Annotated in this window: 9 protein-coding genes and 1 tRNA gene; 5 read left to right on the forward strand and 5 right to left on the reverse strand. The window is 67.2% G+C overall.

What is annotated here, in order from left to right; translation table 11 throughout:
- Nucleotides 1-122: 122 nt before the first annotated feature.
- The 4 genes from gltB to C995_RS0100590 all read left to right on the forward strand — a co-directional run bounded on the left by gltB (nt 123) and on the right by C995_RS0100590 (nt 9079).
- Nucleotides 123-4586 (forward strand): glutamate synthase large subunit, encoded by a 4464-nt coding sequence (gltB, locus tag C995_RS0100575; protein ID WP_018863073.1) that lies wholly within the window; start codon nt 123-125, stop codon nt 4584-4586.
- A 435-nt stretch (nt 4587-5021) separates the two neighbouring features.
- A complete protein-coding gene (gene dnaG, locus C995_RS0100580) occupies nt 5022-6809 on the forward strand; it encodes a DNA primase (protein ID WP_018863074.1) in 1788 nt (595 codons plus the stop codon).
- A gap of 199 nt (nt 6810-7008) precedes the next feature.
- Nucleotides 7009-8898, forward strand: coding sequence for an RNA polymerase sigma factor RpoD (rpoD, locus tag C995_RS0100585; protein WP_018863075.1), 1890 nt, complete (start codon nt 7009-7011; stop codon nt 8896-8898).
- Nucleotides 8899-9002: 104 nt separating this feature from the next.
- A tRNA-Ile gene (locus C995_RS0100590) sits at nt 9003-9079 on the forward strand.
- Between the two features lie 175 nt (nt 9080-9254).
- Here C995_RS0100590 and C995_RS0100595 read toward each other — a convergent pair.
- Nucleotides 9255-9683 (reverse strand): hypothetical protein, encoded by a 429-nt coding sequence (locus C995_RS0100595; protein WP_018863076.1) that lies wholly within the window; start codon nt 9681-9683, stop codon nt 9255-9257.
- Between the two features lie 577 nt (nt 9684-10260).
- Between C995_RS0100595 and ddaH the strand changes: the two genes are divergently transcribed.
- On the forward strand, nt 10261-11073 hold the full coding sequence (gene ddaH / locus C995_RS0100600; protein WP_369771641.1) for a dimethylargininase: 813 nt from the start codon (nt 10261-10263) through the stop codon (nt 11071-11073).
- A gap of 20 nt (nt 11074-11093) precedes the next feature.
- Here ddaH and C995_RS0100605 read toward each other — a convergent pair whose 3' ends face one another.
- From C995_RS0100605 to C995_RS0100620, 4 genes are all read right to left on the reverse strand, one after another.
- Nucleotides 11094-11795 carry a hypothetical protein gene (locus C995_RS0100605; protein WP_018863078.1) on the reverse strand — a complete coding sequence of 234 codons (702 nt, stop codon included), beginning with the start codon at nt 11793-11795 and terminating at the stop codon, nt 11094-11096.
- Between the two features lie 19 nt (nt 11796-11814).
- A complete protein-coding gene (locus C995_RS0100610; RefSeq protein WP_018863079.1) occupies nt 11815-13950 on the reverse strand; it encodes an adenosylcobalamin-dependent ribonucleoside-diphosphate reductase in 2136 nt (711 codons plus the stop codon).
- A 107-nt stretch (nt 13951-14057) separates the two neighbouring features.
- The gene (locus C995_RS0100615) at nt 14058-14777 is read right to left on the reverse strand and encodes a 2OG-Fe(II) oxygenase (RefSeq protein WP_018863080.1); all 720 of its coding nucleotides are present in this window, start codon (nt 14775-14777) and stop codon (nt 14058-14060) included.
- A 118-nt stretch (nt 14778-14895) separates the two neighbouring features.
- Complete coding sequence (locus tag C995_RS0100620) at nt 14896-15675, reverse strand: molybdopterin-binding protein (RefSeq protein WP_018863081.1); 780 nt, start codon at nt 15673-15675, stop codon at nt 14896-14898.
- Between the last annotated feature and the right edge of the window lies 1 nt (nt 15676).

Genomic DNA, 15676 nt, shown 5'->3' on the forward strand with positions numbered 1-15676 from the left:
CCTATTTGACCGGGTCCGGTTTGCCGGGAGAATGACGGTTCGGCTATATTCCTGCGCCCTTTTTTCGTGTTCTTTCCCAGCCTGACGGCCCGCCCCTGGTGCGCCGTGACCGGAGTTCACCGATGCGACAGAACCAACTGAACGGCACCCTCTACCGTCCCGAATTCGAGCGCGACAACTGCGGCTTCGGCCTGATCGCGCACATGGACGGCATCGCCAGCCACTGGGTGGTGGACACCGCAATCAAGGCCCTGGAACGCATGACCCACCGCGGCGCGATTGCCGCCGACGGCAAGACCGGCGACGGCTGCGGGCTGCTGATGAAGACCCCCGAGGCCTTTCTGCGCACCCTGGCCTCGGAGTCGAACATCGAGCTGGCCGAGCGCTTCGCCGCCGGCATCGTGTTCATCAATCCTGAAAAGATCGCCGAGACGCGTGCCACCGTGGAGGGCGCAATCGAGCGCGGCCCGCTGAAACTTGCCGGCTGGCGCGAGGTGCCGATCAACGCGGAAGACGCCTGCGGGGCCGAGGCCCTGAAGAGCCAGCCGCACATCCTGCAGGTGTTCATCAATGCCCCGGCCGACATGGACGGCGATGACTTCGAGCGCGCGCTGTTCGTGGTGCGCCGCCGCGCCGAGATCGCGATGGGCGACGACCCGGTGTTCTACGTGCCCAGCCTGTCCGCACGTGTGGTCTCCTACAAGGGCCTGGTGATGCCCGAGAACCTGCCGGTGCTCTACCGCGACCTGCAGCGCCCGGAGCTCGAGACCTCGATCTGCGTGTTCCACCAGCGCTTCTCCACCAACACCTTCCCGCAGTGGGGCCTGGCGCAGCCGTTCCGCTTCCTCGCCCACAACGGCGAGATCAACACCGTACAGGGCAACCGCAACTGGGCGGTCGCGCGGCAACACAAGTTTGCCACCGAGAAGCTGCCGGAGCTGGCCGAGCTGGAGCCGCTGGTCAACCTGGAAGGCTCCGACTCGCAGAGCCTGGACAACATGCTGGAGGTCCTGCTGGCCGGCGGCATGGACCTGTTCCGCGCGATGCGCCTGCTGGTTCCGCCGGCGTGGCAGAACGTCGCGCACATGGACTCCGACCTGCGCGCCTTCTACGAGTACAACTCCATGCACATGGAGCCCTGGGACGGCCCGGCGGGGATCGTGCTGACCGACGGCCGCTACGCCGCCTGCACCCTGGACCGCAACGGCCTGCGCCCGGCGCGCTACGTGATCACCAAGGACCGCCACATCACGCTGGCCTCCGAGATCGGCGTGTACGACTACGCCCCCGAGGACGTGGTCGCCAAGGGCCGACTGAAGCCCGGGCAGATGCTGGCCGTGGATACCGAGTCCGGCGAGCTGCTGCACCCCGAGGACATCGACCAGATCAACCGCAAACGGCAGCCCTACCGCCAGTGGCTGCGGGCACAAGTGCACCCGCTGAAGAGCCAGCTGGACGACAACCAGCTGTTCTCCGGCGAGCCGATGCCGGCCGAGCGCCTGGAGACCTACGAGAAGCTGTTCGACGTGACCTTCGAAGAGCGCGACCAGATCCTGCGCGTGCTGGCCGAGGCCGGCCAGGAGGCCGTGGGCTCGATGGGCGACGACACCCCGTTCGCGGTGCTCTCCCGCCACACCCGCTCGCTGTACGACTACTTCCGCCAGCAGTTTGCCCAGGTCACCAACCCGGCGATCGACCCGCTGCGCGAGAGCATCGTGATGTCGCTGGAGACGTGCTTCGGCCGCGAGCAGAACCTGTTCGAGGAGACCCCGGACCACGCCCACCGCCTGGTATCCGACTCCCCGGTACTGTCCGAGGCCAAGTTCCGCGAGCTGTGCAACCAGACCGAGGACGCCTTCCGTGTCGAGCGCATGGACCTGAACTACGACGTCCACGCGCACTCGCTGGAAGACGCCCTGAAGACCCTGACCGAGCGCGCGGTCGACGCCGTGCGCGAAGGCGCCGTGGTGCTGGTGCTGTCCGATCGCGGCATCGACCCGGAACGCCGCCCGATCCCGGCCGCACTGGCCGTGGGCGCGGTGCATCACGCCCTGATCCGCGCCAAGCTGCGCACCGACGCGAACATCGTCGCCGAGACCGCCACCGTGCGCGACCCGCACCACTTCGCGGTCCTGCTCGGCTATGGCGCCACCGCGATCTATCCGTACCTGGCCTACTCCGCCCTGCACGGCATGTGCCAGTCCGGCGAGATCCCGAACGCGGACCCGCTGACGCTGGCGCAGAACTACCGCAAGGGCATCAACAAGGGCCTGTTCAAGATCCTGTCGAAGATGGGCATCTCCACCATCGCCAGCTACCGCGGCGCGCAGCTGTTCGAGATCGTCGGCCTGTCCGACGAGGTCGTGGACACCTGCTTCACCGGAACCACCAGCCGCATCAAGGGCACCCGCTTCGCCGATATCGAGGCGGACCTGGAGACGCTGTCCAAACGCGCCTGGAACCCGCGCAAGAGCGCCGGCCAGGGCGGCCTGCTGAAGTATGTCCACGGAGGCGAGTACCACGCCTACAACCCGGACGTGATCCAGACCCTGCACCGCGCGGTACAGTCCGGCGACTACGGCGTGTACCAGGAGTACGCGGACCTGGTGAACGAGCGCCCGGTGACCGTACTGCGCGACCTGCTGAAGGTGCGCGATGACATCGAGCCGATCGCGCTGGACGAGGTCGAGTCCGAGGCCGAGATCCTGCCGCGCTTCGACTCCGCCGGCATGAGCCTGGGCGCGCTGTCGCCGGAGGCCCACGAGGCCCTCGCCACGGGGATGAACCGCCTGGGCGGGCGCTCCAACTCCGGCGAGGGCGGCGAGGCCGTCTCCCGCTACGGCACCGAGCGCATGTCCAAGATCAAGCAGGTGGCCTCCGGCCGTTTCGGCGTGACCCCGCACTACCTGGTCAACGCCGAGGTGCTACAGATCAAGGTCGCCCAGGGCGCGAAGCCCGGCGAGGGCGGCCAGCTGCCGGGCCACAAGGTCAACAAGATGATCGCGGAGCTGCGCTACTCCAATCCGGGCGTGGCCCTGATCTCGCCGCCGCCGCACCACGACATCTACTCCATCGAGGACCTGGCGCAGCTGATCTTCGACCTCAAGCAGGTCAACCCGGATGCGCTGGTCTCGGTGAAGCTGGTCTCCGAGGCCGGGGTCGGCACGATCGCCGCCGGCGTGGCCAAGGCCTACGCCGACCTGATCACCATCTCCGGCTATGACGGCGGCACCGGCGCCAGCCCGCTGACCTCGGTGAAGTACGCCGGCACCCCGTGGGAACTGGGCCTGACCGAGACCCACGCGACCCTGCGCGGCAACGACCTGCGCGACAAGGTTCGCCTACAGACCGACGGCGGCCTGAAGACCGGCCTCGACGTGATCAAGGCGGCGATCCTGGGCGCCGAGAGCTTCGGCTTCGGCACCGGCCCGATGGTCGCGCTGGGCTGCAAGTACCTGCGTATCTGTCACCTGAACAACTGCGCAACGGGTGTCGCCACGCAGGACAAGGTGCTGCGCATGAACCACTTCATCGGGCTGCCCGAAATGGTCATGCACTACTTCCAGTTCGTCGCCCGCGAGACCCGCGAGTGGATGGCGAAGCTGGGCGTGCGCAGCCTGACGGATCTGATCGGCCGTACCGATCTGCTGGAGATCCTGCCGGGCGAGACGCCGAAGCAGCAGCACCTGGACCTGAACGGCCTGCTGGCCAGCGGCGACCTCGCCGACAAGCCGCGCTTCTGCAAGGAGCCGAAGAACGAGCCGTTCGACAAGGGCGAGCTGGCGGAAAAGATGGTCGCCGAGATGCTCGAGGCGATCGAGAACAAGGCCGGTGGCGAGTACCGTTTCGACGTCGCCAATACCGACCGCTCGATCGGCGCGCGCCTGTCCGGCGAGATCGCCAAGCGCCACGGCAACCAGGGCATGTCCGATGCCCCGATCACCGTGCGCATGAGAGGCACGGCAGGGCAGAGCTTCGGTGTCTGGAACGCCGGCGGCCTGCACCTGTACCTGGAAGGCGATGCCAACGACTACGTCGGCAAGGGCATGACCGGCGGCAAGCTGGTCATCCGTCCGCCGGAGGGCTCCAGCTTCGCCAGCCAGGACACCACCATCATGGGCAACACCTGCCTGTACGGCGCGACCGGCGGCAAGCTGTTCGCGGCCGGCCAGGGGGGCGAACGCTTCGGCGTACGCAATTCCGGCGCAATCGCGGTGGTGGAAGGCATCGGCGACCACGGCTGCGAGTACATGACCGGCGGCGTGATGGTGGTGCTGGGCAACACAGGCGTCAATTTCGGCGCAGGCATGACCGGCGGCTTCGCGTTCGTGCTGGACCGGGAGAACGACTTCCCGGACCGCATCAACAACGAGCTGATCGACCTTCACCGCCTCGACACCGAGGACATGGAGGCGCACCGCAACTACCTCGAGGAACTCATCACCGAGTTCGTGCACGAGACGGACAGCGCCTGGGGCCGCGAAATCCTGGAACGTTTCGACGACTACCAGGGCTCCTTCTGGCTGGTGAAGCCCAAGGCCTCCGAACTCCGGGGCCTGCTGGCCAACCTGCGCCAGGCCGCCTGAGCCGCCACAGCCGGCGGTACTGCGATTCGGGCCCCTCACGGGGCCCGTTTTGTTTGCAGTACCGAGAACCCATCATTGCGAGCGCAGCGAAACAATCGCTTGATGCTGTGTTCTGGTGGCAGTTTCTGGAGATTGCTTCGCTGCGCTCGCAATGACATGGCAGCACCCTGACACCATCCCGCGATCGGAGGCTGACGGATACCGATTGCTTCGTCGCCCAAGGCTCCTCGCAATGACAGGGAGATAGAAAGCAGCGTCATCGCGAGGAGCGAAGCGACGTGGCGATCTCCATGGGCAACCCCGGCATCCGCCCCGGAGACCTCCGGGGCTCGCCGCGTCGGCTGCAACATCCCGCAATGACATGTTGCGGCCCGACGCTGGGCTATCATGCGAACCTGACGACGAGCACACCCCCGAGGAATACCCGGCGACACCATGGCAGGCCTCATTCCACAGGCATTCATCGACGAGTTGCTCGAACGCAGCGATATCGTCGAGGTGATCCAGCGCCGCGTGAGCCTGAAGAAGGCCGGGCGCGAGTTCGCCGCCTGCTGCCCGTTCCACGGCGAGAAGACGCCGTCGTTCTACGTCTCTCCGCAAAAGCAGTTCTACCACTGCTTCGGCTGCGGGGCGCACGGCACGGCCATCAGCTTCCTGATGGAGTACGAGAACCTGAGCTTCCCCGAGGCGGTCGAGCAACTGGCCGAGCAGGCCGGACTGGAGGTCCCGCGCGAGGCTGGAGCGGACGACAAGCGCGAGGCCCACGCGCCGCTGTACGAGGCCCTGAACGCGGCCGCCGACTACTACGTGCAGCAGCTGCGCCAGACGCCGAAGGCGGTCGAATACCTGAAAAACCGCGGCATCGACGGCACCACCGCCCGCGACTACCAGATCGGCTGGGCCCCGCCCTCGGGCCTGATCGAGGCACTCAAGCCACGCTTCACCCCGCAACAGCTGGTGGAAGCCGGCCTGGCCGCGCGGCGCGACGACGGCGGCATCCGCGAGCGCTTCCGCGCGCGCATCATGTTCCCGATCCGCGACCGGCGCGGGCGCATCACCGGCTTCGGCGGGCGTCTGATCGAGGACGGCGAGCCGAAGTACCTGAATAGCCCGGAGAGCGAGGTCTTCCACAAGGGGCAGACCATCTACGGCCTGTTCGAGGCGCGCAAGGCCGGCACCCGGCTGGATGACATTGTGGTGGTCGAGGGCTACATGGACGTGGTCGGGCTGGCGCGCGCCGGTTTTCGTCGCGCGGTGGCCTGCATGGGGACCGCCCTGACCCGTGCCCACCTGGACAGCCTGTTCCGCCAGGTCTCGCGCATCACCCTGTGCTTCGACGGCGACGCCGCGGGCCGCCGCGCGGCCTGGCGGTCACTGGCCGAGGCCCTGCCCGCGATCCAGGGCCTGCGCGAGGTGCGCGTGCTGTTCCTGCCCGAGGGCGACGACCCCGACAGCCTGGTCCTGCGCGACGGCCTCACGGGCTGGGAACAGCGCCTGGAGGGTGCCCTGCCGCTATCCGAGACGCTCGTCCGGTTGTTGCGCGAGGAACACCCGACCGATACCGCCGAGGGACGCACCCGCTTCGCGCACGCCGCGATGAAGCTGGTCGCCACCACCCGTGACCCCCTTTTCCGCGACCAGCTGGTCGAACGTGTCGCCCAGGAAACCCACCTGAGCCCGGAGCGGCTGGGCGAGCAACTGCGCGAGGCGGAAGACGGGAACGCCCGCGCGACGGGCCCGGCCTCGGCACCCACGGACATCCCCGAGACACCATCCGCCGAGCCGGCGGGCACCACCGCGCAGGAGACGCCCTCCGCCCTTTGGGGGGCGCTGCTTGCGCGAATCCTGCAGCACCCGGAGCTCGAATGGTCTCAGTCCGAGCTGGCCGAACTCACGGCGTTTGCGGGAACTGCCGCGCAAACCCTGGGCAAGCTGCTGGAGGCCCTGCACGAGCGTCCCGGCTGCAGCAGTGCCCATCTGCTGGAACGCTTCCGTGACGATCGCCACTTCAACCGCCTGCAGGCCCTGGCCGCGCGGGAGCTTGGGGATGGCGATCCGAAGGTCACCCAACAGGTGGCCATGGACTGTGCCCGCCAGCTCCTGCTCCAGCAGGCGCGCACGCGAATTCGTGAACTCACTCGCGCAGGCGGCGGGCTCGCTACGGAACAACGCGAGGAGCTCGCGCGTCTTAGTGAATTACTGCAGAAGAGAAACCCCGGTTAGATTCCCCCGAAATGCGCCCCTCGAAGGGCGTAACCCATTGAAATCGGCTAGCCTGCCCCCAGCTTTACTGTCGGGATTTCCGCAACCGGCAGAGGGTTTGGCGGGCGAATCCCGGCAATATAAGAATCTTCTGCTACAATGCAGGATTGATTTTTCTACGACCCATTCAGCGACCCAGGCACCTCGGAGTACGACGTCAATGAACCGTGAAGAGCAACAATCCCAGCTCAAGGAACTGATTGCCAAGGGCAAGGAGCAGGGATACCTCACGTATACCGAGGTTAACGACCACCTGCCCGACTCGATCATCGACTCCGACCAGGTCGAGGACATCATTGCGATGATCAACGACATGGGCATCGCGGTGCACGAGCAGGCCCCGGACGCCGACAGCCTGCTGCTGTCCGACGGCTCCGTCTCCGCCGACGAGGATGCCGAGGAGGCCGTGGCCGCCCTGGCCGCGGCCGACAGCGACTTCGGTCGCACCACCGACCCCGTGCGCATGTACATGCGCGAGATGGGCACGGTCGAGCTGCTGACCCGCGAGGGCGAGATCCGCATCGCCAAGCGCATCGAAGAGGGCCTGATGCAGGTGCTGTTCGCGCTCGCCCACCACCCGGGCGCGATCGAACACCTGATTCGCGAGTACGACCAGATCGTCGAGAACAACGGCCGCCTGACCGATCTCGTGGTCTCCTTCATCGACCCGCAGAACCCGCTGGACGGCGAAGCCGTGGCGCGCGGGCTGGTCTCCCCGGAAGACGCCCAGAAGGCGGAAGAGGCCCAGAAGGCCGCGGCCGCCGAGGCCTCGCCGGAACTGGACGCGATCGTGGAAGAGGTCGAGGACGCCGAGGAAGAAGACGCCGAACCGGTAGACACCGGTCCCGACCCGGAAGAGGCGCGCGAGCGCTTCAACAAGCTGCGCAAGCTGCACGCCAAGGCCCACAAGGCCTTCGAGAAGGGCGACCGCAAGGCCTATGCCACCGCGCGCGAGGCCACCGCCAAGTACTTCATGGAGTTCAAGCTGGTGCCGCGCATGGTGGACCAGCTGACCACCAAGCTGCACGGCACCATCGACCGCATCCGCAGCCATGAGCGTCGCATCATGGAGCTGGCCGTGAACCAGGCGCAGATGCCGCGCAAGGCGTTCATCGACAGCTTCCCGAAGAACGAGACCAATCCCGACTGGATCAAGGAAGCCTGCAAGGCCAAGGGCAAGTACACCACCGCCCTGGCCGAGCACGAGGAAGAGATCGTGCGCCTGCAGAAGAAGCTCGCCGAGATCGAACACGAGGCCAGCCTGAACATCTCCGAGATCAAGGAGATCAATCGCCGCATGTCCATCGGCGAGGCCAAGGCCCGCCGCGCGAAGAAGGAAATGGTCGAGGCCAACCTGCGCCTGGTGATCTCCATCGCCAAGAAGTACACCAACCGCGGGCTGCAGTTCCTCGACCTGATCCAGGAAGGCAACATCGGCCTGATGAAGGCGGTGGACAAGTTCGAATACCGTCGTGGCTACAAGTTCTCGACCTACGCCACCTGGTGGATCCGACAGGCCATCACCCGCTCCATCGCGGACCAGGCCCGGACCATCCGCATCCCGGTGCACATGATCGAGACCATCAACAAGCTCAACCGCGTCTCCCGCCAGATGCTGCAGGAGATGGGCCGCGAGGCCACCCCGGAAGAGCTGGCCGAACGCATGGAGATGCCCGAGGACAAGATCCGCAAGGTGCTGAAGATCTCCAAGGAACCGATCTCCATGGAGACTCCGATCGGCGACGACGAAGACTCCCACCTGGGCGACTTCATCGAAGACGAAAAGGTCGCCTCGCCGTCGGACTCCGCAGCGCGCGAGAGCCTGTCCGAGGCCACCCGCGAGATCCTGTCCACGCTGACCCCGCGCGAGGCCAAGGTCCTGCGCATGCGCTTCGGCATCGACATGAACACCGACCACACCCTCGAGGAAGTCGGCAAGCAGTTCGACGTCACCCGCGAGCGCATCCGCCAGATCGAGGCCAAGGCCCTGCGCAAGCTGCGTCACCCGACCCGCGCCGAACTGCTGCGCACCTACACCGACGCCGAGTAACCGGCGTCCCGGCCGAACGGCCGGAGCCTGACCTGCCGATGCGGCGCCATCTCTCCCTTTCCGGGTAGAATGGCGCCGCAGTCGTTTGTACCCTCCCCGATTACGGGCCTGTAGCTCAGTTGGTTAGAGCAGGGGACTCATAATCCCTTGGTCGTCGGTTCGAGTCCGACCGGGCCCACCACTCGCTTGCGCTCCTGCTGGGCGGGTCGGACTATTCCAGTCGCGCGCCTGCCGGCGCACGCCGTTCCGGCCTCGCGAAGACAGGCTTCGCGCCGCTGCGCGGCCGGCCTCCACCCAACCGGGCCCGCCAATCCAGTCCTTGCTGGCAGCACGAGGCCATTCCAGGGCCGTTGCGTTCAGGCCGCCTCGGCGGTGATGTGGCCGCGCTGGAGGTCGACGGTGATCCGTTGGCCCTCAATGACCGTCGCACAGGCCAGCAGGAAGATCTCTACGAACTCGTTTCGCTCCTCCTCCGGCATCTCCGAGGAGGTGCTGGACGCATTAAAGGTGCCGAACATGGTGTCGTGGGCGCCGGCCGAATACAGGATCAGTCGCTGCATGGCGGCCTGGTCGTCCGGCGATGGCGCAGCGGTATCCAGGACCGGCTCGTCCAGCTTCTGCTTGATGGTGGAATAGAGATGAAACAGATATTCCGCCGCGCTCTCACGGCCCCGCCGATCCTGCAGGGTGAAGTCGGCGGAGACGGCCTGACCACTGCGGGCACGCAGCACGATATGCTTCGGCTCTGGCTGATCGTCGGCATACGGGTTCAGTATATGGGCCACGAGGTCTCCCGCAGGGTGTGGACGAATGGCCGGCCAGAGTACGAGACCGCCTGCGAGATTTCCACGACGCCCCCTCCAGCCGTGTAGCTATCCACTGTGGTGCATGCAGAAATGTAGACAGACCTCTACGCGGCCGGCCTCATTCCAACCCGGCGCACCAGCTGTGGCGCACCCGTTCACGCACCTCGACGGAGGCACTTGAAGGGACGCACCCGTGCTGGCACGTTTCAAGTCGAAAGCGTGTTCGTGCCGATTCTGGCCACTAGGGAAACACTGATTAATGTACACCCTCGCGTTGGCGCTCCAGGTTTTCCGAGACAAGGCGCGTCGTGCAGCGGGTAGTGGTTCTACCCGCAAGCGGCGCAACGCAGGATCGGGGAACCTGGGGTGCCAACCCCACAACTTAATGAACGAAGGGGCTCGGCCGCCCGTTTTTTGTAACAACGGGCGCGCGCACGGCGTTGCGGTTCCCTTGTGCAGGATGACTGCACGGCGGTCACCGCGCCTTGTTCGCACACAAAAGCGACTCGAGCTCGAGGGTGTACATTAATCAGTGTTTCCCTAGAGGAGTACCACAATGGCGAAATCCGTTTTGATGTGTCGCCCGGAGTATTTCGCCATCCACTATGAGATCAACCCCTGGATGGACCTTGAGTGCCCCGTGTGTCCGGAGACCGCGACCCGGCAATGGGAGGCGCTTTATCAACTGTATACGGAGACCCTCGGCTGGGACGTAAACCTGATCCCGCCCGTCGAGGGGTTTCCGGACATGGTCTTCACGGCCAACGGCGCGCTCGTCGTGGGTGACAAGGTGGCGCTGCCCACCTTTCGGCATCCAGAGCGTCAGGGCGAGACCTGGTGGTTCGAAAGCTGGTTTCGCGAACAGGGATTCACGGCGCTCTACCAGCCCCGCCACGACTTCGAAGGCGAAGGCGACGCGCTGATCTGGAACGACACGCTCTTCGCCGGCTACCCCTGGCGCAGCGATCAGGCGGCGCACGCCGAGCTCGCGTCGTTTCTGGATGTGGAAGTCGTCAGCCTGCAGCTAACCGATGCCCGCTTCTACCACCTCGACACGGCTTTCACCGTGGTCGATCGCCAATCCGTTGCCCTCTATCCGCCCGCCTTTACCCAAGAGAGCCTGGAGGCGGTACGGCATCGTGTGCCCAATGTGATCGAGGCGAACGAAGCCGATGCGCTGGCCTACGGCCTTAACGCGGTTAGTGACGGCGAGCGAATCGTCCTGAGCGACCGGGCCACTGGCATCGCCGAACGCTACCGACAGCGCGGCATGGAGGTGCATCGGGTCGCGATCGACGAATTTCAGAAATCCGGTGGCGGCATGAAGTGCATGACACTGGACCTCAGGGGGAGACTGCAGGGCCGATAACCGAGATTCCATTCCTCGCCCTAGCACTTCGAATAACCGCAGTCGCGGCAGGTGGGACAGCCGTCGATGAGCTCGAGCGGGCCGTCGCACTGTGGGCAGGGCGCAGCGCCTGTGGCCCCCAGGCGCGGGGCTTCCAGAATGGCGGCGGCTTCCGGGATTCGGTCCCTGTCGCGACAGGCGGCGACCAGTTCGCGGAGCGGGCGGGGGTGGCCGTCCGGGTCGAGGAAGCCGCGGCGCTGGAGGATACGTTGCAGGGCGTGGGCGATCGCGGCGACCTCGGAGGGGTGGTACAGCGGTTTGCCGTATTCGTTCTCGCCGCAGCGGACCGGGCCGCGGTCCCAGGTGACCTTGCGCAGATCGCGCAGGGCGCGGGCGGCGTAGCCGCCACGGGCCGCCAGCGACAGGCTGCGCATGGTCGCGGAGATCCACTGGTAGGACTCGGAGTGCTGTCCGGTGGGCAGGAAGAACTCGATCGGGCGCTCGATAGTGACGCGCTCGCCACTGACCGTGCCGGAGACGGCCACGAAGCTGACCACCAGATAGACCGTCTGCGGCCCGTCCTGGGTCCAGTAGCGCACCTTCTCGGTAACCGACTCGAGCTCGCCCTCGGGGCGCGACGGGATGCGCTTGCCCAAGGGGTGATCGTCGCCGCCGGACGCGCCCTCGCCCTGCGGGGCATCCGAGCGGCGAAAGGCGATGATGGGCTGGTCGATCCGGTGCATCGTGTCCTCCCCGACGGCGTCAGACGTCGTCGTAGTAGCCCTCGTCCAGCGCGGCGAAGAGATTCGCGGCGGTGTGGATCTGGCCTTCGTATTCGACCTCTTCGTCGCCGCGCAGGGTCAGTTCCCGGCCGTCCGCCAGGGTGAAGGTGTACCAGGTGCTGCGCAGGCGTTCGGGGTCCACCAGCACGCCCATCTGCGCCTGTGGGTTGGGCCGGTAGGTGGTGCAACCCTTGAGACCAGCGCGCCAGGCCTGCAGGTAGACCTGCAGGAAGTCCTCGAACGGGATATCGGTCGGGACGTTGAGCGTCTTGGAGATGGCCGAGTCCACCCACGGCTGGGCGGCGGCCTGCATGCGGATGTGGGCATCCACACTGACCTGGTCCGCGGTGATCGCGTTGGCGGGGAGATCCCCCGGCCCCGCGTCGGCATCGACCCGGGCGCGGTAGGCCAGCAGCTCAAACGAGTAGCAGTCCACCGCCTCGCGGGTGCGCCGCCCGGGGCGGCGGAAGTTGCGCGTGGTGTGGTGCAGAAAGGTCGGCTCGATGCCATTGCTCGCGTTGTTGGCGACCGAGAAGCTGATGGTCCCGGTGGGCGCGATGGAGGTCGCGTGGGTAAAGCGCGCGCCCCCCTCGGCCAGCGCCACGACCAGCGCCGGGTCCTCCTCGGCGATGCGCTGCATGTAGGGGCTGAAGCGCGCGTGCAACTCCCGCCCCTTCAGCACATCGCCGACCTGATAGCCGGCCTCGGCCAGCGCCGGCTGGCGCCGGAGCATGTCCGCGGTCAGCGTGAAGTCCTCGTCCATGATCGGCGCCGGGCCCTTCTCGCGCGCAAGCTCCAGCCCGGCCCGCCAGCTCTCCAGCGCCAGGCGGCGACAGACCTCTGCGGTGAAGTCGGCGGCCGGCTCCGAGCCGTAGGTCTCACCCAGCATCGCCAGGGCCGACCCGAGCCCGAGGATGCCCATACCGTGGCGGCGCTTGCGCAGCATCTCGGCGCGCTGTTCCGGCAGCGGCAGCCCGGAGATGTCCGCGACGTTGTCCAGCATGCGCGTGAACACGCGTACCACCCGTTCGAAGCGCACCCAGTCGAAGGCGGCGTCTGCGGTGAACGGCGCGGATACGAACCGGGTCAGGTTCACCGAGCCCAGCAGGCAGGCCCCGTCCGGCGGCAGCGGCTCCTCGCCGCAGGGGTTGGTGGCGCGGATCACCTCGTCGAACCAGGCGTTGTTCTGGCGGTTGACCTGATCGATCAGGATGACGCCGGGTTCGCCGACGTCATAGGTGCTGCGCATCAGGGTGTCCCACAGCTCGCGGGCGCGCACACGGCGGTAGACACGGCAGGCGACCCGGCCCTGGTCGTCGACGCGGTAGCCGTCCTCGACCACCGGCCAGTCGCGATAGACGAGATCGGATGCGGGCACCCGGTCCTGCTCGACGGGCAGCAGCGGGAAGGCCAGCGCCCATTCGTCGTCGCGCTCCACGGCCTCCAGAAAGGCATCGCGCACCAGCACGGACAGGTTGAACTGCGTCAGCCGCCCCTTGCGGCGCTTGGCGAGGATGAAGCGCTCGATATCCGGGTGGCCGATATCGAGCGTCGCCATCTGCGCCCCGCGGCGGCCGCCGGCCGCGCCGATGGTGCGGCAGGTCTGGTCGAAGATCTGCATGAACGCGACCGGGCCGTTGGTCGGCGCGCCGGCGCCCGCGACCAGTGCACCCTTCGGACGCAGGGTGCTGAAGTCGTAGCCAATGCCGGCCCCGGCCTTGAGCGTCAGGCCGGCGGCGGTATTGGCATCCAGGATGGCTTGCAGCGAATCCCGGATCGTGCGCGAGACGGTGCAGTTGATCAGCGTGGTCTGCGGCTTGTGCACCTCGGCCCCGGCGTTGGCCAGGATGCGCCCGGCCGGGATGGCGCCATTGTCCAACGCCCATCGGAACTCGCGCTCGATCGACGCGCGCTTGTCCGGCGCCTCGACCGCGGCGAGGGCCCCGGCGACACGGTCGAACATCGCCTCGACCGAGGCATCCACCGGCTCGCCCTGGGTGTCATGCAACTGATAGCGCTCGGCCCAGATCGAAGCCGAGGAGGCCTGCAACGGCACGTCCGTGGACGTGTCCTGAAGTGAGGTCGCCTTGTCCTGCCTTTGCCGGCTCTTGCCCATACTGGCCCGCCGCGTTGCGCTCGATCGAAGGGCGCTGAGGCCCTTCCCCGATCATGGGCGCCGGCGTCGCAGGCTGCAAGAACGTACCGCGGCCGGTTTCAGGAGCGTCAGAAGCGGTCGAGACCCGCAAGCGGGTTGGAGAGCTCGCGCACGCGCATCCAGGAGGCGATGCTCGCGCGCCAACGGCGGGTGGGGAGCACTGCGTGCGGCACGGTCTGACTGAGGAACATCACCAGCGTGCCGGCCGTCGGCTGGATGCGCTGGCCTTCGCGGTCCGCATCGTCATAGATCGCGAGCTGGCCGCCGTCCCGCTCGTTCCAGCCGCGGTTCAGGTAGAACACCAGCGACAGCCGGCGGCAGTTGCCGGCCTGGAAGGCATCCACATGCCGGGCGTAATGAGTGCCGGGCGGGTACAGGGCAAAGTGCGATTCGGTCTCGAACAGGCCCGGGATCAACGTCCGGCCCACCTGCAGCCGGATCGCGTCCAGGCGCTCCATGAACGCCTGCTGGGCCGGGCTGGCGCCATCCAGCCAGTGGATCCAGTCGCCGCGGGTGGCCCGATCGCGATGGCGCTCGCCACCCCGACCAATCCGCGCCTGCGCCAGCTGCGCGGCATCGCGCAGGGCGTAGACCTCGTCGTGCAGGGCATCGACCGTGCCCGCCGGCAGGAAGTCGGGCCAGACGCACCGCTGATCGCGCATCAGCGTATCCAGCCAGCCCTCCGGCTCGCAGGCCTCGGGAACCCGGGATTCGATGACGGCCGGCGCGCGGGCCGGGAGCCTCTCGGCAGGGTCCAGCCACTCGGGGCCGGGAACGGGCAGATTCACGTGCGGGGTCTTCCATTCGGGCCGCGAACGCGGCACGCAGGCAAGTGCCTGCCCAATGCAATATACCGGGAAAGCAGGGGCGCGCAAGCCCCCAATGGCGCTGCGCGACACCACCCTGTCAGTGGCTCAGAAAGCCCCCGGAAATCAGCTGTTGGCGCAGCGCGGCCTGGCCCTCGGTTACGCGGGCGCGGGGGCCGCGCAGGCCCAGCTCGACCTGCGGGGCCTGGCGGTCCATCCGGGGCAGGCAGGAGATGCGCAGATCGGGGAATGCCGCCTCCATGGCCTCCAGCACCGGGACCAGGCGGCTCTCGGTCACGTTCTCGAGCACCAGGACCTCCTCGATCGAGCCGGCGGCGGCATCACGCCCGGGGAATCGCTGGTCCAGCACCCAGCGCACCATCGGTTCGGCCATGACCGGGAATCCGGGCACGCAGTGATGACGCTGGCAGCTGAGCCCCGGGATGCCGTTGACCGGATTCGGGATCAGGCTGGCCCCTTCCGGCAGTTCGGCCATGCGCACGCGGTGCGGCCAGGCCTCCGCGCCAAAGCGTTCCTCGAGGATGGACATAAAGTCCGGGTGCGGCTGCAGAGGAAGCCCAAGCGCCTCGGCGAGGCAGGCGCGGGTGCGATCGTCCGGCGTGGCGCCGATGCCGCCAAAGCTGAAGACCTCCGCCCCGGTCGCCAGCGTCTCGCGAAAGGTCTGCGTCAAACGACCGGCGTGGTCCCCGACAATGCGGACCCAGGCCAGCTCCAATCCCTTCTCCGCCAGGGCCGCGGTGAGGTGTTCCTGGTGCCGGTCACGGCGCTTCCCGCTGAGCAGTTCATCGCCGATGATCACGGCACCGATCTCGGTCTCTCCGGGTGCCTCGACTTGTCCGGGCGCGGTGGGCTCGTCCATC

It is taken from the genome of Thioalkalivibrio sp. ARh3, from assembly GCF_000377265.1.
Lineage (GTDB): Bacteria > Pseudomonadota > Gammaproteobacteria > Ectothiorhodospirales > Ectothiorhodospiraceae > Thioalkalivibrio > Thioalkalivibrio thiocyanoxidans.